The 18,276-nt window shown below is 71.0% G+C and carries 14 protein-coding genes; 10 read left to right on the top strand and 4 right to left on the bottom strand.

The genetic code is table 11. The features are described 5' to 3' along the window. Window positions 1-65: 65 nt before the first annotated feature. The 4 genes from glgX to B3S45_RS06735 all read left to right on the top strand — a co-directional run bounded on the left by glgX (window position 66) and on the right by B3S45_RS06735 (window position 7,471). Window positions 66-2,303 (top strand): glycogen debranching protein GlgX, encoded by a 2,238-nt coding sequence (gene glgX / locus B3S45_RS06720; protein WP_194384497.1) that lies wholly within the window; start codon window positions 66-68, stop codon window positions 2,301-2,303. 30 nt (window positions 2,304-2,333) lie between these two features. Continuing rightward, on the top strand, window positions 2,334-4,715 hold the full coding sequence (treY, locus tag B3S45_RS06725; protein WP_194384498.1) for a malto-oligosyltrehalose synthase: 2,382 nt from the start codon (window positions 2,334-2,336) through the stop codon (window positions 4,713-4,715). Window positions 4,716-4,811: 96 nt separating this feature from the next. Next, window positions 4,812-6,584: a malto-oligosyltrehalose trehalohydrolase gene (gene treZ, locus B3S45_RS06730; protein WP_286718283.1), complete on the top strand. Its 1,773-nt coding sequence runs from the start codon at window positions 4,812-4,814 to the stop codon at window positions 6,582-6,584. A 62-nt stretch (window positions 6,585-6,646) separates the two neighbouring features. Then, window positions 6,647-7,471, top strand: a complete 825-nt coding sequence (locus B3S45_RS06735) for a tryptophan-rich sensory protein (RefSeq protein WP_194384500.1) — start codon at window positions 6,647-6,649, stop codon at window positions 7,469-7,471. Window positions 7,472-7,540: 69 nt separating this feature from the next. Here B3S45_RS06735 and B3S45_RS06740 read toward each other — a convergent pair whose 3' ends face one another. Continuing rightward, a complete protein-coding gene (locus B3S45_RS06740; RefSeq protein WP_286718287.1) occupies window positions 7,541-8,278 on the bottom strand; it encodes a glutamine amidotransferase-related protein in 738 nt (245 codons plus the stop codon). A 173-nt stretch (window positions 8,279-8,451) separates the two neighbouring features. Between B3S45_RS06740 and B3S45_RS06745 the strand changes: the two genes are divergently transcribed. The 4 genes from B3S45_RS06745 to B3S45_RS06760 all read left to right on the top strand — a co-directional run bounded on the left by B3S45_RS06745 (window position 8,452) and on the right by B3S45_RS06760 (window position 13,743). Continuing rightward, window positions 8,452-8,964 carry an RNA polymerase sigma factor gene (locus B3S45_RS06745; RefSeq protein ID WP_228480915.1) on the top strand — a complete coding sequence of 171 codons (513 nt, stop codon included), beginning with the start codon at window positions 8,452-8,454 and terminating at the stop codon, window positions 8,962-8,964. Continuing rightward, window positions 8,954-9,427 (top strand): hypothetical protein, encoded by a 474-nt coding sequence (locus B3S45_RS06750; protein ID WP_194384503.1) that lies wholly within the window; start codon window positions 8,954-8,956, stop codon window positions 9,425-9,427. Before B3S45_RS06745 ends, B3S45_RS06750 begins: the two co-directional genes overlap by 11 nt. 68 nt (window positions 9,428-9,495) lie before the next feature. Further along, window positions 9,496-11,172 carry a S8/S53 family peptidase gene (locus B3S45_RS06755; RefSeq protein ID WP_194384504.1) on the top strand — a complete coding sequence of 559 codons (1,677 nt, stop codon included), beginning with the start codon at window positions 9,496-9,498 and terminating at the stop codon, window positions 11,170-11,172. Window positions 11,173-11,241: 69 nt separating this feature from the next. Continuing rightward, window positions 11,242-13,743, top strand: coding sequence for a CHAT domain-containing protein (locus B3S45_RS06760; RefSeq protein ID WP_228480916.1), 2,502 nt, complete (start codon window positions 11,242-11,244; stop codon window positions 13,741-13,743). A gap of 527 nt (window positions 13,744-14,270) precedes the next feature. Here the strand turns inward: B3S45_RS06760 and B3S45_RS06765 are convergent. Further along, a complete protein-coding gene (locus B3S45_RS06765) occupies window positions 14,271-14,990 on the bottom strand; it encodes a LysR family substrate-binding domain-containing protein (protein WP_286718294.1) in 720 nt (239 codons plus the stop codon). 39 nt (window positions 14,991-15,029) lie between these two features. On the opposite strand from B3S45_RS06765, the gene B3S45_RS06770 reads away from it, so the two are divergent. Beyond that, the gene (locus B3S45_RS06770; protein ID WP_176759432.1) at window positions 15,030-15,428 is read left to right on the top strand and encodes a DUF1304 domain-containing protein; all 399 of its coding nucleotides are present in this window, start codon (window positions 15,030-15,032) and stop codon (window positions 15,426-15,428) included. A 287-nt stretch (window positions 15,429-15,715) separates the two neighbouring features. Here the strand turns inward: B3S45_RS06770 and B3S45_RS06775 are convergent, their stop codons facing one another. Together B3S45_RS06775 and B3S45_RS06780 are read right to left on the bottom strand one after the other, a co-directional pair. Continuing rightward, window positions 15,716-16,291, bottom strand: a complete 576-nt coding sequence (locus tag B3S45_RS06775) for a thermonuclease family protein (protein ID WP_286718298.1) — start codon at window positions 16,289-16,291, stop codon at window positions 15,716-15,718. Between the two features lie 686 nt (window positions 16,292-16,977). Continuing rightward, entirely contained in the window at window positions 16,978-17,385 is a 408-nt protein-coding gene (locus tag B3S45_RS06780) for a transferase (protein WP_071044088.1), read from the bottom strand. Between the two features lie 283 nt (window positions 17,386-17,668). Here B3S45_RS06780 and B3S45_RS06785 point away from each other — a divergent pair, with 283 nt between their 5' ends. Further along, entirely contained in the window at window positions 17,669-18,259 is a 591-nt protein-coding gene (locus tag B3S45_RS06785) for a YitT family protein (protein WP_228481200.1), read from the top strand. The last annotated feature ends 17 nt before the right edge of the window (window positions 18,260-18,276 follow it).

Here is an 18,276-nt window from a genome sequence, read left to right on the forward strand (position 1 = left end):
GGGAGGACCCGTTCGCGACGCACGCATCCTCTAGGGTTGAACTCCCGAACTCGAGGTGGTTTTTCGTGCAGACATGGCCCGGATCCGCATATCCGCTGGGTGCGACATTCGACGGTAACGGCACGAACTTCGCGCTGTTCAGCGAAGGTGCCGACAAAGTCGAACTGTGCCTGTTCGACGACGACGGCACCGAGACGTGCGTCGAGCTGCTCGACGTCGACGCGTTCGTCTGGCACGCGTACCTGCCGAACGTGCAGCCCGGGCAGCGCTACGGCTACCGTGTTCACGGCCCGTACGATCCGGCCAACGGGCAGCGCTACAACCCCAACAAGCTCCTGCTCGATCCGTACGCCAAGGCCGTCGACGGTCGGGTGAAGTGGGGACAGTCCGTCTTCAGCTACACCTTCGGCGACCCGGACTCGCGCAACGACGACGACTCGGCGGCCGACATGATGAAGGGCGTCGTCATCAACCCCTTCTTCGACTGGCAGGGTGACCGGTCGCCGAAGACGCCGCTGCACGAGACGTTCATCTACGAGGCGCACGTGAAGGGGCTGACGCAGCTGCACCCGTCGGTGCCGGAGGAGATGCGGGGAACCTACGCCGGGGTGGCGCATCCCGCGGTCATCGACCACCTGCAGAAGCTCAGCGTGACCGCGATCGAGCTCATGCCGGTGCACCAGTTCGTCAACGACTCGACCCTGCAGGAGAAGGGGCTGTCGAACTACTGGGGTTACAACACCATCGGCTTCTTCGCTCCCCATCACGGCTACGCCTCGACGGGCGTCAACGGCCAGCAGGTGCAGGAGTTCAAGGCGATGGTGCGCTCGCTGCACGAGGCGGGCATCGAGGTCATCCTGGATGTGGTCTACAACCACACCGCGGAGGGCAACCACCTGGGCCCGACCCTGTCGATGCGCGGCATCGACAACGAGGCGTACTACCGGCTCGAGCAGAACGACAAGCGCTACTACACCGACTACACCGGCACCGGCAACAGCATGAACGTCGGCAACCCCCACTCGCTGCAGCTGATCATGGATTCGCTGCGCTACTGGGTGCTGGAGATGCACGTCGACGGCTTCCGCTTCGATCTTGCCTCCACGCTCGCGCGCGAGTTCTACGATGTCGACCGCCTCTCGACCTTCTTCGAGATGGTGCAGCAGGACCCGGTGGTCTCGCAGGTGAAGCTCATCGCCGAGCCGTGGGACGTCGGCCCCGGCGGCTACCAGGTCGGCAACTTCCCGCCGCAGTGGACCGAGTGGAACGGCAAGTACCGCGACACCGTGCGCGACTTCTGGCGCGGCGAGCCGCAGGCCCTGGGCGAGTTCGCCTCGCGCCTGACCGGCTCCAGCGACCTGTATGAGCGGTCCGGGCGCGCGCCGGTCGCGTCGATCAACTTCGTCACCGCTCACGACGGCTTCACGCTGCGCGACCTCGTGTCGTACAACGACAAGCACAACGAGGCCAACGGCGAAGACAACCGAGACGGCGAATCGCACAACCGGTCCTACAACCACGGCGTCGAGGGCCCGACCGACGACCCGGAGATCCTCACGCTGCGCGCCCAGCAGCAGCGCAACTTCATCGCCACGATGATGCTGAGCCAGGGCGTGCCGATGCTCTCGCACGGCGACGAGCTCGGCCGCACGCAGTTCGGCAACAACAACGGCTACGCCCAGGACAACGAGCTCACCTGGATCGACTGGGATGCCGTCGACCAGCCGCTGGTCGAGTTCACCGCTGCGCTCGCGCGCCTGCGCAAGGACCATCCCACCTTCCGGCGCACACGCTTCTTCGACGGACGCCCGGTGAAGATGGAAGAGGGTCGGCCCATTCCCGATGTGGTGTGGCTGCGGCCCGACGGCACGCTCATGCAGCCGGAGGACTGGGAGTCCGGGTTCGGCCGCACGATCGGGATCTTCCTCAACGGTCGCGGCATCCGCGAGCGCGACAAGTGGGGCGAGGAGATCACCGACCGGCACTTCATCGTGCTGTTCAACGCCGGCGACGAGCCCGTCGACTTCAAGATCCCGGCCCCGCGCTACGGGCCGGAGTGGGATGTCATGGTCGACACGGCGGGGGAGTGGGCCAACACCGACCCGCTCGATCCCGGTTCGCGCATCCCGCTGCAGCCGAAGGCGCTCATCGTGCTGCGCGAGCACGACCTTCCCGACCCGGAGGTCGATCACTCGGTCGCGGCCTCGCTCAGCATGCTCGTGCATTCGCGCACCACCGAGATCCCCGTCGTCACCCCACCGTCACCGTCCGCGGCCGCCTCGGTCGACGACGAGGGTGACTGACGGATCGCACCGGACCGGAAGAGGACTGCCATGCCCGCGCATCCCGTGTCGACCTATCGGCTGCAGATCCGCGCCGGTTTCGATCTCGACGCCGCCGCGGCGGTGACCGGATACCTCGCCGACCTCGGGGTGGACACCGCCTACGTGTCGCCGTTGCTGCAGTCGACGCGGGGCAGTGACCACGGTTACGACGTGACCGACGTCACACGGGTCGACGCCGACCGCGGCGGACCCGAGGGGCTCGCCCGCTTCTCGGCGGCCGCCCGCGATGCCGGGCTCGGCGTGCTCGCCGACATCGTGCCCAACCACATGGGCATCTCGCAGCCACGCGAGAACCCGTGGTGGTGGGATGTGCTCACCCACGGACGCTCATCGGCGCACGCCGACGCGTTCGACATCGACTGGGAGGTCGGCGAGGGCCGCATCCGCGTACCCGTCCTCGGGGCGCCGTTGGATGAGGTGATCGGCGACATCCGCATCGATCCCGCGCCGGCGCCGGAATCGCCGACCGGGCTCGCACGGTACTTCGAGCACATCCTGCCCCTCGCACCCGGCTCCGTGGGCGAGGGCGACGACCTCGCCACGGCCGACGGGGTGCGATCCGTGCTCGAGCGGCAGCACTGGGAGCTGCGCTTCTGGCAGGACGAGGCCACGGACCTCAACTACCGCCGCTTCTTCGCCGTGACGACGCTCGCGGCGGTGCGGGTCGAGCGGCCGGAGATCTTCGACGCGACCCATGCCGAGGTGCTGCGGTGGGTGCGGGAGGGCCTGGTCGACGGCCTGCGCGTGGACCATCCCGACGGCCTCGCCGACCCGGGCGGCTACCTCGCGCGGCTGGCCGAGGCCACCGGCGGCGCCTACGTGCTCGTGGAGAAGATCCTCGAGCGCAGCGCCCACGAACCGGGCGCCGAGCCGTCCGAGGCGCTCCCGGCCTGGTGGGCCACCGCCGGGACGACCGGCTACGACGCGCTGGCCGAGATCGACCGGGTGCTCGTCGACCCGAACGGCGAGCAGCCTCTCACCGCCCTCGACGGCGTGCTGCGCGGCACCGTTCCGGTGTGGGGCGACATGATCCACGACACCAAGCGCATGATCGCCGACACGATCCAGGTCTCCGAGATCCGCCGCCTCGTGCGGGGCCTGCCCGAGCCGGTCGCCGACGCCGAAGACGCCCTCGCCGAGCTCCTGGCGTGCTTCCCGACCTACCGGTCCTACCTGCCGGCCGGGATCGAGGACCTCCACCACGCCGCTCGGGAGGCGGAGCGCCGTCGTCCCGACCTGGCCGACGCGATCCGCACCCTCGTCCCGGTCCTCTCCGACGCCACGCTCGAGGTCACTCGCCGCTTCGAGCAGACGACCGGCCCGGTCATGGCCAAGGGCGTCGAGGACACCGCGTTCTACCGCTACACGCGGCTGGGCTCTCTCACCGAGGTCGGCGGCGATCCCGTCGTGTTCGCGCTGTCGGTGCCGGGGTTCCACGCGGCGTGGCAGCGCCGTCAGGCGTCGTGGCCGCACGCGATGACGACGCTGTCGACCCACGACACCAAGCGCGGCGAAGATGTGCGCGCTCGCCTCGACGTGCTCGCCGAGGTGCCGGGGCGCTGGGGCGAGGTGCTGGATCGCCTGCGCGAGGTCGCCTCGACCGGGAACGGCCCCTTCGACAACCTGCTGTGGCAGGCGATCGTCGGATCCTGGCCGGCGACGCCCGAGCGGCTGCACGCCTACGCCGAGAAGGCGGCGCGCGAGGCCGCGGAGCAGACCGGCTGGTGGCGCCCCGACGAGATCTTCGAGCAGCGCATGCACGACCTCGTCGACGCCGCGTTCGGATCCGCCGGCGGTCTCGTCGAGGCCTTCGTCGACGAGATCGCCGAGGCCGGGTGGTCGAACTCCTTGTCGGCGAAGCTGCTGCAGCTCGCCGGTCCGGGTGTGCCCGACGTCTACCAGGGGTCGGAGCTGTGGGAGACCTCGCTGGTCGATCCCGACAACCGGCGTCCGGTGGACTTCGCGCGGCGAGCCCGGATGCTGGCCGAGCTCGACGCCGGGTTCTCGCGCGGCGAGCTGCCCGCGGTCGATGCCGGGGGTGCGGCGAAGCTGCTGGTCACCTCCCGGGCGCTGCGCCTGCGCCGGGAGCATCCGGAGCTGTACACGCGCTACACGCCGATGACGGTGGTGGGTGAGGCCGCCGACCACGCGATCGCGTTCGATCGCGGTGGTGCGATCGCCGTCGCGACGCGGCTGCCGGTAGGCCTCGCCGCCCGCGGCGGCTGGGGCGACACCGCCCTGATGCTGCCCGACGGCGCCTTCGTCGACGCGATCACGGGCCGGCGCATCGCGGGCGGCGCGAGCGCGCTCGCCGACCTGCTGTCGACGTACCCGGTCGCTCTCCTGGCTCGCGAGGTGTCCGGTGGCTGACATCGAGTGCACGAGAACTCGCCGAGTGCACGCCTTGTCTGCGCAGATATCTCGTGCTTTCGGCGAGAAGCCGTGCACTCGAGGGGGAATGAGATCATGAGCGTCGAGGTGTGGGGACCGCGGGTCGAGCGGATGCGGCTGCGCCGACCGGGAAGCGGCGACGTCGAGATGACCGCCGCCGCCGATGGCTGGTGGACGTGCGACGGCGACCTCGCCGACGGCGAACGGTACGGGTTCGTGCTCGGCGACGGGGATCATGTTCGCCCGGACCCGCGTTCGAGGCGTCAGCCCGACGGTGTGCACGGACTCTCTGCGCACGTCGATCACGAGGCGCTGACCGCCGCGGCACCGCACCTCACCGACGCGATGTGGACCGGGCGACAGCTTGCCGGAGGCCTGGTCTACGAGATGCACGTCGGCACCTTCACCCCCGAGGGCACCCTCGATGCCGCGGCCGGTCGCCTTTCGCACCTGGTCGACCTCGGGGTCTCGCATATCGAACTGCTGCCGGTCAACGGCTTCAATGGCGTGTGGAACTGGGGCTACGACGGCGTGCTCTGGTACACGGTGCACGAGGCCTACGGCGGGCCGGCGGCGTATGTGCGCTTCGTTCAGGCCGCCCACGCCGCCGGGCTCGCGGTCATCCAGGACGTCGTCTACAACCACCTCGGCCCGAGCGGCAACTACCTGCCCGAGTTCGGTCCGTATCTGCGCGACGCCGAGCGCAACACGTGGGGCTCCAGCGTCGACCTCGACGAGCCCGCCGTGCGCGCCTACATCGTCGAGAACACCCTGATGTGGATGCGCGACTACGGCGTCGACGGACTGCGGCTGGATGCGGTCCACGCGCTGAAGGACGCGCAGCCGGTGCACATCCTGCGCGAGCTCGCCGAGGCCGCCGACGCCCTCTCGGCCCATCGCGGCGTGCCGCTGACGCTGATCGCGGAATCGGACATGAACGACCCGACGCTGATCCTGCCGCGAGAAGCCGGCGGCTATGGCCTCCACGCGCAGTGGAGCGACGACTGGCACCACGCGGCGCACGTGGCACTCACCGGCGAGACGGTCGGATACTACGAGGACTTCGCGGCTGTCGACGCGCTGACCAAGGTGTGGACGCGCGGGTTCTTCCATGACGGCACGTACTCGTCGTTCCGGGGACGCGAGCACGGCCGGCCCGTTCCCGCGGAGATGCCGGCGTGGCGCCTGGTGACCTTCGCGCAGGACCACGACCAGATCGGCAACCGCGCCGCCGGCGACCGGCTCAGCCAGTCGCTGACGCCGGACCGCCTGGCCGTGGCCGCGGTACTGACCCTCACCGCTCCGGGCACCCCCATGCTCTTCATGGGCGAGGAGTGGGGCGCGTCGACTCCGTGGCAGTTCTTCACGTCGCATCCGGAGCCCGAGCTCGGGGAGGCCACCGCGAAAGGCCGTATCGAGGAGTTCGCCCGCATGGGGTGGGACCCGGCGACGGTGCCCGATCCGCAGGATCCCGAGACCTACCACCGCTCTCACCTCGCGTGGGAGGAGGCCGGCGACGGCGAGCACGCGCGCCTGCTCGCGCTCTACCGCCGCCTCGCGCGCCTGCGCCGCGAGCGACCGGAGCTCACCGATCCCGATCTCGCCGCGCTCGGCGCCGACCTCGTGGTCGACGAGGGCCCCGGCAGCCGCGCCTGGGAGCTGCGCCGTGGTGCGCTGCGCATCCTCGTGAACCTCGCCGGGAACCCGTGGACGACGCGAATGGAGGAAGGCGAGGTCGTGCTGCTGAGCACGTCGCCCGCCGTCACCGAGGAGTCCGGCGGCATCACCGTCCCCGCCGACGCGGCCGTCATCATCGGCCCGCACCGGCCGGGGGATGATCGCGCCTGACACAGCTGCGCGGGCGGCGCAAGCCTCTGAGCGGATTCCGGACGGGTTCCTACCGTAGGGGCATGACCTCGCCGCAGCCCGCATCCGAGACCACCGCGTCTGCCGCCGACCTCGTGCGGCAGATCGGGGTGATCGCGGCGACGGTGTTCATGCTGATCGCCGCAATGGTGGGCACGGGGCTCTTCGGCGGAACGCCCGTGCAGGACCTGCAGGGCGGCGCCCTCGACGCCGACGCGTCATATCTGGCGCCCGCCCGCCCGGCGTTCCAGATCTGGAGCGTCATCTACCTCGGACTCATCGCCTACGCGATCTGGCAGGCGCTGCCGTCGCAGCGGGCGAGCATGCGCCAGCGGTCGATGGGCTGGTGGATCGCGGTCACCGAAGTGCTCAACGGCCTGTGGCTGGTGACCGCTCAGTTCACGACGTTGCTGCTCACCGTCGTGATGATCGCCGTGCTGCTGGTCGCGCTCGGCTTCACCTTTCGGCGGTCGGTCGCGACCCGGCTTCCGCGCGGCGGGGTGCTGGATGCGGCCCTCATCGACGGCGTGACGGGCCTGCACCTGGGGTGGGTGACGCTCGCCACGGTCGCCAACCTCACCGCTTATTTCACCGCGAGCGGCGTGCGCGTGGACGCGCCCGATGTGTGGGGCATCGTGGTGCTGCTGGTGGTCGGTGTCATCGGTCTCGGGATCGCGTGGGCCAGCCGGTGGCGCATCGCGCCCGGTGTCGCCATCGCGTGGGGGTTGACGTGGCTGGCCGTGGCCCGCTTCACCGGCGAACCGTCGAGCGAGGCGATCGCGACGGCCGCCCTTCTCGTCGCCGCCGTGGTGCTGGTGGTACCCGCCATCATCGCGGGACTGCGGCTCCTGCGTCCCGAGCACGACTGACCGTGATCATCGTGACGCAAGGCCAGCCACGGACTTCCTGACAGACCGCGGCGTCGGCCGCCGCGCGGCTCAGAGGGCGATGCGCGTGGCGAAGGTCCGCAGCAGCGTCAACGGCGCGTCGAGCTCGGCCGGGCGCACGCGATCCGCGATGACATCGAAGTCGTCGGCGTCGAAGTAGCCGTCGTTGCGGTAGACGGTCATCCGCTCGATGAAGTCCGCCGGCGTGGGCTCGGGATGGAACTGCGTGGTGTAGACCCGCTCCCCGACGCGGTACGCCTGCACGGGGCACGCGGCGCCGGCGGCCAGATGCACGGCGCCCGGCGGCAGGGTCTCGGTGCCCTCCTTGTGGGCGGTGAGTGCGGTGAAGGTCTCGGGCAGGCCGTCGAAGAGCGGGTCGGCCGCGCCGGCATCGGTCACCTGCACGGGGGTCGGTCCGGTGTCTTCGGGGAAGGCGCGGCTCACGGTTCCCCCGAGCATGCGGGTGACCACGCCGATGCTGTAGCAGGTGAACAGCCCCACCGGTCCGCCGTCGGCCGAGGCGCCGACGATGCGCTCGAGGTCGGCCTCCACGCGCCGCTGCACGTCGGTCTTCGTGTCTTCAGGGTCGGTGACGTTGAACGGGCTGCCGCCGACGACGAGTCCGGCGTAGTCTCCGAGCATCGCCGCATCCAGCGAGGTGCGCACGAGGTCGAGCTCGTCGAGGGCTCCCGACTCGAGCCCCATGGCGCGGCCGAACGACCGCGATTCCGCCTCGGCGGCCTCGCGCTGCGGGCGCGCGCAGACATAGAGAATTCGCGCGTTCGACATCTGTCGATTCTCCCATGTATCACCGAGCGACTTTCGCCCTCTCCGGTGTTGTGGACACAATGGGCTTCATGACGCATGCGGGGTCTGGGGCCTCCGTCGAGTCCGTCGATCAGCCACGGTGGGAGAGAGCGGCCGCTTTCTTTCGGCGTTGGCGGGACGGCGACCGTCGGGCGATGGATGAACTGGTGGCGCTGATGACGCCGGTGCTGTGGCACGTGGTGCGCGCGTACGGGCTCGACGCCGCGCTCGCGCAGGACGTCGTGCAGACTACGTGGCTCACCCTCGTGCAGCGGCATTCCGCGATCGCCGATCCGAGTGCCGTGTCGGGTTGGCTGACCACGACGGCGCGCCGTGAGGCGTGGCGGGTGGGCAAGCAGCAGCGTCGCGCCGAGGCGACCGAGGCCGAGAACCTCGAGCCGCACCTTCCGGTCCACGAATCCGCGGAACAGACCGCGGCGACCGACGACGAGTCGCGTCGCCTGTGGCAGGCCGTGGCACAGCTCAATGAACGCTGCCAGCGGCTGCTGCGCATCGTCGCATTCGACGACCGCCCCGACTACGCCCGCATCGCCGCCGACATGGCGATGCCGGTCGGATCGATCGGACCGACTCGCCGGCGCTGCCTCGGCAAGCTCCGCACCCTCTTCGAGGGCGCCGGGGAAGAGGAAGACGCACATGGACACTGAAGACTTCGCCGCAGACGCGGCGCTGTTCGCGCGGCTGCGCGCGACATGGGATGACATCGACCCGATGCCGGCCGACATGATCGATCGGATGGTCGCCGCCGTGGCGGTCGCCGACCTGTCGCGGGAGTACGCGCTGCTGACCCTCGTGGAGGGGGCCGTCACCGGAGCGGTGCGCACGACGCCCGCAGAGACCGCGACCCTGCAATTCAGCCGCGGCGACACGACCGTGCTGCTGCACGTGAGCGTGACCGCCGCGGGCAATCGGCGCATCGACGGCTGGGTCGACGCCGAGACGCTCGCGATCCGGCTCGTGCAGGGCGACGCGGATTGGGCGGCCGACCCGGCCGAGCACGGCCGGTTCGCGTTCGAGGAGATCCCGCCCGGCATGACGCGTCTGCGGATGGCCGTGCGCGGCACGGACGGAGCCATGAAGGAGTTCGAGACGCCTCAGTTCGAGGCCTGAGAGCGGTGGATGCGCCCGCATCCGCCGAGTGAGATCGCCGTGCGCGGCGAGAGAGAGCAGGGGGACGCATGGCCGACACCGTCGATGAGCCCGGGTGGCGCGATCGGATCCAGGCCGGCAGGCCGCGCGGCGTGCCCCTCGACCCGGGCGTCGAGCAGGTCGAGGGCGTCGATCCCTATCCGACCACCTATGCCGCCGATCATGTGCTGCTGACGGAGGGCGCGCGGCTGCTCGAGATCCTCGAGATCCTCCGATCGGCCGGCGCCTACTTCGGGTGGGGCGTGCGCGTGGAGAGCATCCGGGGTGATCGCCAGACCGACGCCGAGGCGGAGGAGCGTGCGAGGGTCGCCGAGGAGGAGCTGGGGCTCCCCCTCGTGCTCCTCGGCGTCATCTTCCCCGACCCGAAGCCCGGCCGCGACGATCAGCCGGTGCCGCCGGTGGATGCGTGGCGTCTGCTCCAGCGTGCGCGGGCGATCTACGGCAAGGACCTCAGCGGCGTCGCTCTCGACCACGTCATCAGCGTCGACCCGTCCGGTTCGACGAACCCCTACGGCTCCACGAACCCCTACGGTTCGACGAACCCCTACGGCTCCACGAACCCCTACGGTTCGACGAACCCGTATGGCTCGACCAACCCCTACGGTTCCACCAACCCCTATGGGTCGACCAACGCTCCCGGTCCGGGGGCCTACGCCTACCCCGGGTCGGGTGGGCGTGAGGTCGTCAGCTACATCGGCGATCCGCCCCGGCGCGACGACGAGACCGTCCGCGGGCGTCGCCCGGTGGTGGCCTACATGGACACCGGCTGCGGAAAGCACGCGTGGCTGCCGCCGTCGATCGTCGATCGCGACCCCCACGTCAACGGTGTGCCGATCGGGATCACGAATCCCGCCGACGATCCCGAGGCGATCGGCGACGTCTCCGGACCCTACGACGGCTTCCTCGACGCGGCGGCCGGTCACGGCACGTTCGTCGCCGGGGTCGTGCGGCAGATCTGTCCCGACGCCGACCTCATCTCGATCCGCGTTGCCGACAGTCAGGGCACGTTGCTGGAGGGCGAGTTCCTCGAGGCGGTGCGCGCGGTGGCGGAGCTCGTCATCCGCGATGCCCGGGGTCTTCCGGGCGGCCGCCCCATCGATGTGCTCAACCTGTCGCTGAGCTACTACCACGAGACTCCGGAAGACGGTCAGTTCGACCAGACCCTCGTGCGCTACCTCGTCGCCGCGCGGCGGCACGGCTGCGCCGTGGTGTGCTCCGCCGGCAACGACGCGACCTCTCGCCCGGCCTTCCCGGCGGCGCTCTGGCGGTGGCCCGACGCCGAGTTCGTCGTCGATGATCCGTCCGATGCGGCACCGCACCTGTCGGTCGGCGCCCTCAATCCGAACGGCAAGACCGTGGCGCTGTTCAGCAACATCGGGCGCTGGGTGCGGGTCTACGCACCGGGCGCCGCGGTCGTGAGCTCCGCCCCGCCGTTGAACGGCGGAACCCAGGCCGGCACCCGGAACGACCGCTTCGGGCTGCGACGGGAGACGATCGATCCCGATGACTACACCGGCGGCTTCGTCATGTGGAGCGGCACGTCGTTCGCCGCGCCGTTCATCGCGGGGCTGCTCGCCGAGCGCATCGCCGACGGACTCATCGACGGCACCGCCGACACGTCGGTCGCCGCGCGCGTGAGCGCGCTCGAGAAGGCCGGATCCCGCGCCCTGCGGGAGTGGGACGGGCACCGCCGCGCGCCCGCCTGAGCCGCCCGGTCACCCCGCTCTCTGCCGGCGCGGTGACCGCGTCCGCCGCGACTACGGCATGATGTCGGCGTGGGCACGGACGCGACGCAGCTGCATCAGCGCGCCGTCGCGCAGTGCATCGACGGCCGCTTCGCGGCGGCGCAGCGCACGCTCGACCGGGCCGAGCGCCTGACCGGCGACCGCGACCTGCTCGCGCGCATCGCCGGAACCCGCGCCATCGCCCTGCAGCGCACCGGCCGCCCCGTCGCGGCAGAAGAGGTGCTGCAGAACGCTCTCGCCCAGCCGGGACTCAGCCCGCACACGGAGTCCATCCTGCTCGGCCAGCTCGGCGGTCTCGCCACCTACAACGGACGACTCGACGATGGCGAACGCTGGCTCGGCGATGCCATCGACCGGCTGAGCGACGATCCCGTCGCCGCGTCCCGCATCCGCATGAACCGCAGTCTGGTGCGCATGCAGCAGCGGCGTCTGGCCGAGGCGGCGGATGACCTGTCGGCGGCGGTGTCGGTGTTCGCCGAGCACGGGCTCGCCACCGACGCGGCGCAGGCGCGTCACAATCTCGGATACACCGCGCTGCTGCGCGGCGACCTGGTCCGCGCGCTGCGAGAGATGACAGACGCGCGATCGGATGCTGCGACCTCACCCGTCGCCGAAGCGATCGGCGACATGGACCGCGCCGAGGTGTTCCGGGACGCGGGGCTCACGACCGAGGCAGAGGAGCTGTTCCGGCACGCCGCGGCGATCTTCGGCGCGCGCCGCATGCCGCAGTCGCGAGCCGAGGCGGAGTTCCACCTCGCGAGATCGCTGCTCGCACACGACGGTGCGGCCTCAGCGCGGGTCGCCGCAGACGCCGCGCGACGGTTCCGGGCACTGGGTAACGACGCGTGGGCCGCCCGCGCCGAAGCGGTGCGCCTGCGGGCGCGCCTCGCGGAGAGACGGCCGGGCTCCGGGAATCAGCACCGGCCTCCCGCCCCGGCAGCGGCGGAAGATGTCGCGGCGTCGCTCGTCGTTCACGGCTTCCGCAGCGAGGCGGTCGCACTTCGCATCGCCGTCGCACGTGCCGCCGTGCGTGCGGGCGACCCGTCCGCCCCGGCGCCGCGGGTGCCGGCATCCGCTCCGATGGACCTGCGGCTGCTCTCCGACGAACTCAAGGCCACCCGCGCGGCCGCACGCGGACGCCCGACCGAAGCCCGCCGACACGCGGCGGCGGGGCTGGATCGCCTCGGAGCGTGGCAGAGCTCGTTCGGCAGCATCGATCTGCAGACCTCGGTCGCCATGCACGGGGCGAGCCTCGTCTTCGCCGGGCTGCGTTCGGCGGTGAGCTCGCGCGCGCCCGAGGTGGTCTTCGAATGGTCCGAGCGCGCACGGCATCTGAGCCAGCAGGTCGTTCCGCTGCGGCCGCCTCCGGACCCGCAGCTGGCCGACGCGCTCGCCGAGCTTCGCATGCTCCGTGCGGAGAATCCCGCCCGCGACTGGCTCTCCAGCCCTCGCGCGGCACAGTTGCGTGACCTCGCCCGCGAGCGGCAGTGGACATCTGTCGGCGCGTCTCGCATCGACGCGCGGGTCGACCTCGCGACGCTCTGCGACGGCCTCACCGCCGACACCGCGCTGCTCGCCTACGTCTACACGGGGCGCGAGATCGTCGCCGTCGTGTGCGATGGCTCCCACGCCGAGATCGTGTCCCTCGGCGACGGCGACGAGGTGCGCGACCTGCAGAAGGGGCTGCGCGCCGATCTCGATGTCGCTGCGGCGGTGCGCACGGGGCCGATGGCGGCGGTCGTGCGCCGGTCTCTCGACGCGCGACTGGCCGCCCTGTCGGCCGCCCTCCTCGACGGGCCGCTCCGGCAGACCTCCGCCCGCCGCCTCGTGGTCACCGCGCCGGGACTCCTGAACGCCATCCCGTGGGCGATGCTGCCCGGCATGCGCGGGCGTGTGTTCACCCTGGCCGCGTCGGCCTCGCAGTGGCTGCATCGGCGTGAGGCCGTGGAGCCCGCCGTCGCGCCGACCGTGGAGCCCGCCGTCGCTCCGGCGGCACCGCTGAGCGCGGGGTTCGCAGTCGGGCCACGCGTCGCGCGCGGCGGAGAGGAAGCCCGAGTGGGCGCCTCAGCCTGGTCCGGTGCCCCCGTCATCGACGGCGGCGCCGCCACCGTTCAGGCGATCACCGACCTGGCCGGCGAGGTCGACGTACTCCACGTCGCCGCGCACGGCCGTCACGCGGTGGACAACCCGATGTTCTCCGGTCTCGAACTCGCCGACGGCGCCCTCTTCGGCTACGACATCGATCAGGTCTCCCGTGTGCCCGCGACGGTCGTGCTGTCGGCGTGTGAGGTTGGTCGATCGTCCGTGCGATGGGGCGAGGAGGCGATCGGCATGGCGCGGGTGTGGCTCCACGCCGGGTCGGCATCCGTCATCGCCGCGCCCGTCGTCGTGGCTGACGACATCGCGTGCGAGCTGCTCGGCTCGATGCACGCCGAGCTCGCTAGCGGCCTCGCGCCGGCTGAAGCGCTCGCAGCCGCATCCGCTCGGCTCGACATGGTCTCGCCCTTCCAAGCGCACGGTACCGGATTCTGAGCTGAGACGGCGACGGCCCGCGACCGAGACCGCGACCGAGACTGCGATGGGTCGGCCGATTCGCGCGGAAAGAATTCTCACGGCGATGTATCAGCGATCGCCCAGGATGCTCTAGATATGCGAAGTGGTCGTGTTGGGTCGGCACCGGGGGGCGCCGACCACTGGGGGCACGAAGAGTTCCCCGCTTGTCGGGGCTCGCGGGGATTCACGCCATTTCCGGGGGATGCCGTTCGCACGTGTGGCGGCATCCCCTGTTCTCGTGCCCGGGCGCTTTTCGGTGTCGCCGTGCCACGGGTTGCGCTTGCCGTGGCGAGGTGCTTCGTGACGCTGCTCAGACCGGACGCTGTTCAGACCGGGGACGGTGCTCAGACCGGGGACGGTGCTCAGACCGGGGACGGTACTCAGTGGCCGGCCGCGGTTCTCAGCCGCGAAGCGATGCTCAGAGTCGGGGCGCTGCTGGGACGCGGGACGCTGCTGGGAGCGGGGACGCTGCTCGGACCGGGACGCGGTTCAGGCCCGGCCGCTGCTCAGCTGCGGGACGAGTTCGCCGTGCGGCCGCGCACGATTCCCACGAACGCGTCGACCAGCGGGGTCGTGCGGTCCGCCACCCATGCGAGGGCGACGGTCGATTCCGGTGCGCCCTCGAGCCGGCGGTGCGCGACGTCTTTGCGGTGATGCAGGCGCGCGAGCGACATGGGAACGATGACGATACCGACCCCGGTCGCCACCGTGGCGATGGCGTCCTCGGTGGTCGTGGGCGGATCGAAGGCGGGCGCCGCGACGCCCGGGAACATCTCCTGCCGGATGCCCAGCGCGTCATCGCCCGGGATGATCAGCACTTCGTCGACGAGGTCGTCCGGGGAGAGCACGTCGGCAGCAGTGAGGTGCGAGTCCGCCGATGTCGCGACGACGGGCACCTCGTCGTAGAGGGGGATCACGTGGAGGTCGGACCGGTCGATCGGCAGGCGCACGAGCGCCGCATCCACCCCGCCCGAGATCAGCGCGTCGCGCTGTTCGGCGACGTCGAGGGCGCGAAGCTCGAGCGGGTTCCGCGGCATGCGCTCCTGCCAGGCGTCGATCCACTTGCCGGGCGTCGCCCCGGGGATGGCGCCCAGCACGAACGGGCCGGGCGTGGGCGCGGGTGACCCTTCGTCGCGCCGCGCCGGTGCGGAGCTGCGCGCGGTCCGCTGCTTGGGCGACCGCGCGGAACGGGTGTTCGGTCCCGAGGGTCTCGCGCGTCTGGGCATGGAGCCACGCTAGCGCTCGCGCAACGCTAGGGTTCGATCATGATCGCGATCCTCGCCACGGTGTTCGGGGTTCTCGCCGCGCTGCTGCACGTGTACATCTTCGTCATGGAGTCGGTGCAGTGGACGCGGCCGCGCATCTGGAAGCGCTTCGGGGTGCGGGATCAGGCCAGCGCCGACGCGATGAAGGGCATGGCCTACAACCAGGGCTTCTACAACCTGTTCCTCGCCGTCGGTGCGGTCCTCGGCGTGGTGCTCTTCTGGACCGGAGCCGATGGCACGGCCGCCGACGTGGCGGGCCGCACGCTCGTGCTGTTCAGCCTCGGATCGATGACCGCGGCGGCCCTCATCCTGCTCAGCACCGGCCGCTCGTACCTCCGCGCGGCACTCGTGCAGGGCACCCTCCCGCTCCTCGGATTCGCCCTCTTCCTCTTCGCCTGACCCGTCGCCCGCGCCGCGCCTCCCGCGCCGCGCGTCCCGCCTCCCTCGCCTCCCGCGCCGCGCCTCCCGCGCCGTGTTCGCCTCCGCCTGACGCGCCGTGTCCCGCCTCCCGCCTCCCGCCTCCCGCGCCGCGCCCCCCGCGCCGCGTTCGCCTGCGCCTGACGCGCCGTGTCCCGCGTCCCGCGTCCCGCCTCCCGCCTCCCGCCTCCCGCCGAGACGTTCGGTTGTCACGCGATGTCGCCATCTCGGGGGATGACGACATTCGGCGGCGACCGAACGCGATCGCGTCAGCGGCAGCGGGACCAGATGCCCGCGCCGGCCTCGATCGCGGCGGACTCGGCCTCCTGAAGGAGCGGCCAGTAGCGGTCGTTCGGGTGGATGCGCAGAGCCTCGCCGGCTCCGGTCGCCACGAGGTCGAGGTTCACGAACGTGCCCTCGCCGGTCCAGAGATACAGCAGCACCCGGTCGTAGGTGTCGCGCTCCTCGTCGTCACGCGTCGCCCACACCGTGTCGCCCTCGGACACCAGGGCGCGCAGCGCATCCGTCGCATCGTTCCCGCCGCACTCGAGGTCGGGGTACACCTCCGGGGTGTCTACGCCGATGAGGCGCACCGGCACCTCGTCGTCGGCCGGGCCCTCGGCGACCGTCCAGGGTGGGGATGTGCCCCCCGCCGGTCGCGCGCGGACGGTGTCGCCGTCGACGATATGCGTGATCTCGATCGCAACGGCCTCCTTCGGCGCCGTTTCTTCCGGTGAGGTGGACGGGATGCTCTCGGGCGCCGCCGGCGCGAGGCACCCCGCGAGGGTGGCGGCCAGTGCACACGCGAGCGCTCCCGTCGCAAGGCGGCGGGAGCGTCGGATCATCCTCCGACCCTATGCTGCGGGACCTCAAGGGGTCGGGGCGCGGACCCCGGGTCGCGCGACGGCGGATCGGTCACGCGCCTCTTGCCGCCGACGTGCACCAATTCAGGCCCGCGGGCCCGCCGAAACCCTTCCCGGGTCCGAATCAGCCTGGACTCACCCTCGCAGCCTGAGTTGCTGCACGGGCAGGGACGGACGCGGCCGACCGCCGGGTGGACGGCTGGACGGGACGAGGGGCGGCGGCGGGGCTCGGGTGAGCGGCCCGATGCAGTCTGCGGCCGTGCCGTGCCGTGGCCGTGTCGTGCCGGCCGTGCCGTGCCGTGCCGTGGCGTGCGTGGCGACTCAGCCCAGCGGGGCCGAGCGGGCGGGTGGCCCTGCGACGCAGCGTGGCGACGCAGCGGAAGGCGGCGCACAGCGGGCGGGTGGACCGGCCGACGGTGCACCAATTCAGGCCGGCCGGTGCGGAAGTGGTCATTTCGTACCCGAATCGGCCGATATGGCTTCATCCAGCCTGAGTTGGTGCCAGGCAACGGGTAGCGAGAGCTCGGAAGCGCCAGGGGCTCGGAGGAGCCAGGGGCGCGAAGGGCGGCCACCGCGCATGCGAGACGCTCCCGTCGCGAGCGGCGGGAGCGTCGGATCATCCTCTGACCCTCGACCGTGGGAAGCCACGGGCAAGGGCCGGGGTCCGGTCAGGCGGCCAGGTGCAGTCCGCGGCGGTCGGTCGCGACGGTCTCGCCGTCGCCGATGCTCTCGTCGTCGCCGATGAGCGAGCCGACCGCGACGCGTGCACCGTTTCCGATGTGCGCGCGGATTCCGATCTTCGCGCCCGCGCCGATCGCGGCGCCGGGTCCGATGTGCGCTTGGGGGGCGATGTCGGCGTCGGGCCCGATGACCGCATCGGACTCGACCCACGCACCGCGGCCCACGTGGACGTTCGCGGCGATTCGGACTCCCGGTTCGACGTACGCACCCGACTCGACGATCGCGGTGGGGTGCACTTTGGCCCCGTGCGCGATCAGGCCCCGACCGTTGGCGTGCTTGCGGTAGCGAAGCGTCTCGCCGTGGTCGTTCTCGATGTCGACGTAGTTCTTACCCACAGTCCCCTCCTCTGATGCCGTTCGGCATCGGATACAGGTACAACTTCCTTGATTGTCTATTCATTCCCTCGAATCCACCGATTCGGATGCGCAGGGTTGACATCTGTTGTTCGTTGCGGCACGGAGAATGGATGGGCATGTCGGCGTCGGCGAGAATGGCGAGATGACGAGCGAACCGGTCGGCGATCCCGACCTGCCCGACGTGCCCGATGCGCTCGACGATCCCGGCCTGTCCGACGCACCCGATGCGACGGGTCCGTCGCTCGTCTTCGACGACCAGAGCATGGCCCACTCCGCGGTCGAGGACGTTCTCGGCATCCTCACCGGCACCTTCGTCGCGTCGCTGGGCCTCTACCTGCTGCAGACGGCCGGTTCGGTCACCGGCGGTACCGCCGGTCTCTCCCTCCTGCTCGGCTACGCGACGGCGTGGCCGTTCTGGCTGTTGTTCGCCGTCATCAACCTCCCGTTCGCGGTGCTCGCGGTGTGGCAGCGAGGGTGGAGTTTCACCGCGCGAACCGCGGTCGCCATCGGCCTCGTTTCGGGATGGTCGGTCGTGCATCAGGGGATGCTCGTAATCGACGACCTCGACCCGATCTACGGCACGCTCGGCGGGAACCTCCTGGCCGGCGTGGGCCTGCTCATCCTCTTCCGCCATCGCGCGAGTCTCGGCGGTGTGAACATCGTCGCCCTGATCGTGCAGGATCGCTGGGGCTTCCGCGCCGGGTGGACGATGATGATCTTCGACGTGCTGATCATCGGGGCGGCCCTGCTGGTGGTGCCCGTCTGGAGCGTGGTCTTGAGCGCGGCGGGAGCGGTGGTGCTGAACCTCGTGCTGGCCCTCAACCACCGGCCGGGAAGATACATCGGGCACTGACGGGAATCGGGCACCGA

Origin of the sequence: Microbacterium sp. UBA1612 (assembly GCF_002321605.1) — a bacterium.
Taxonomy (GTDB): Bacteria; Actinomycetota; Actinomycetes; order Actinomycetales; family Microbacteriaceae; genus Microbacterium; species Microbacterium luteum.

What these genes read in the sequence shown, in the direction of transcription:
- treY (WP_194384498.1), top strand. Translation starts at nt 2,334, where the DNA reads ATGCCCGCGCATCCCGTGTCGACCTATCGGCTGCAGATCCGCGCCGGT.
- treZ (WP_286718283.1), top strand. Translation starts at nt 4,812, where the DNA reads ATGAGCGTCGAGGTGTGGGGACCGCGGGTCGAGCGGATGCGGCTGCGC.
- B3S45_RS06735 (WP_194384500.1), top strand. Translation starts at nt 6,647, where the DNA reads ATGACCTCGCCGCAGCCCGCATCCGAGACCACCGCGTCTGCCGCCGAC.
- B3S45_RS06740 (WP_286718287.1), bottom strand. Translation starts at nt 8,278, where the DNA reads ATGTCGAACGCGCGAATTCTCTATGTCTGCGCGCGCCCGCAGCGCGAG.
- B3S45_RS06745 (WP_228480915.1), top strand. Translation starts at nt 8,452, where the DNA reads ATGGATGAACTGGTGGCGCTGATGACGCCGGTGCTGTGGCACGTGGTG.
- B3S45_RS06750 (WP_194384503.1), top strand. Translation starts at nt 8,954, where the DNA reads ATGGACACTGAAGACTTCGCCGCAGACGCGGCGCTGTTCGCGCGGCTG.
- B3S45_RS06755 (WP_194384504.1), top strand. Translation starts at nt 9,496, where the DNA reads ATGGCCGACACCGTCGATGAGCCCGGGTGGCGCGATCGGATCCAGGCC.
- B3S45_RS06765 (WP_286718294.1), bottom strand. Translation starts at nt 14,990, where the DNA reads ATGCCCAGACGCGCGAGACCCTCGGGACCGAACACCCGTTCCGCGCGG.
- B3S45_RS06770 (WP_176759432.1), top strand. Translation starts at nt 15,030, where the DNA reads ATGATCGCGATCCTCGCCACGGTGTTCGGGGTTCTCGCCGCGCTGCTG.
- B3S45_RS06775 (WP_286718298.1), bottom strand. Translation starts at nt 16,291, where the DNA reads ATGATCCGACGCTCCCGCCGCCTTGCGACGGGAGCGCTCGCGTGTGCA.
- B3S45_RS06785 (WP_228481200.1), top strand. Translation starts at nt 17,669, where the DNA reads ATGGCCCACTCCGCGGTCGAGGACGTTCTCGGCATCCTCACCGGCACC.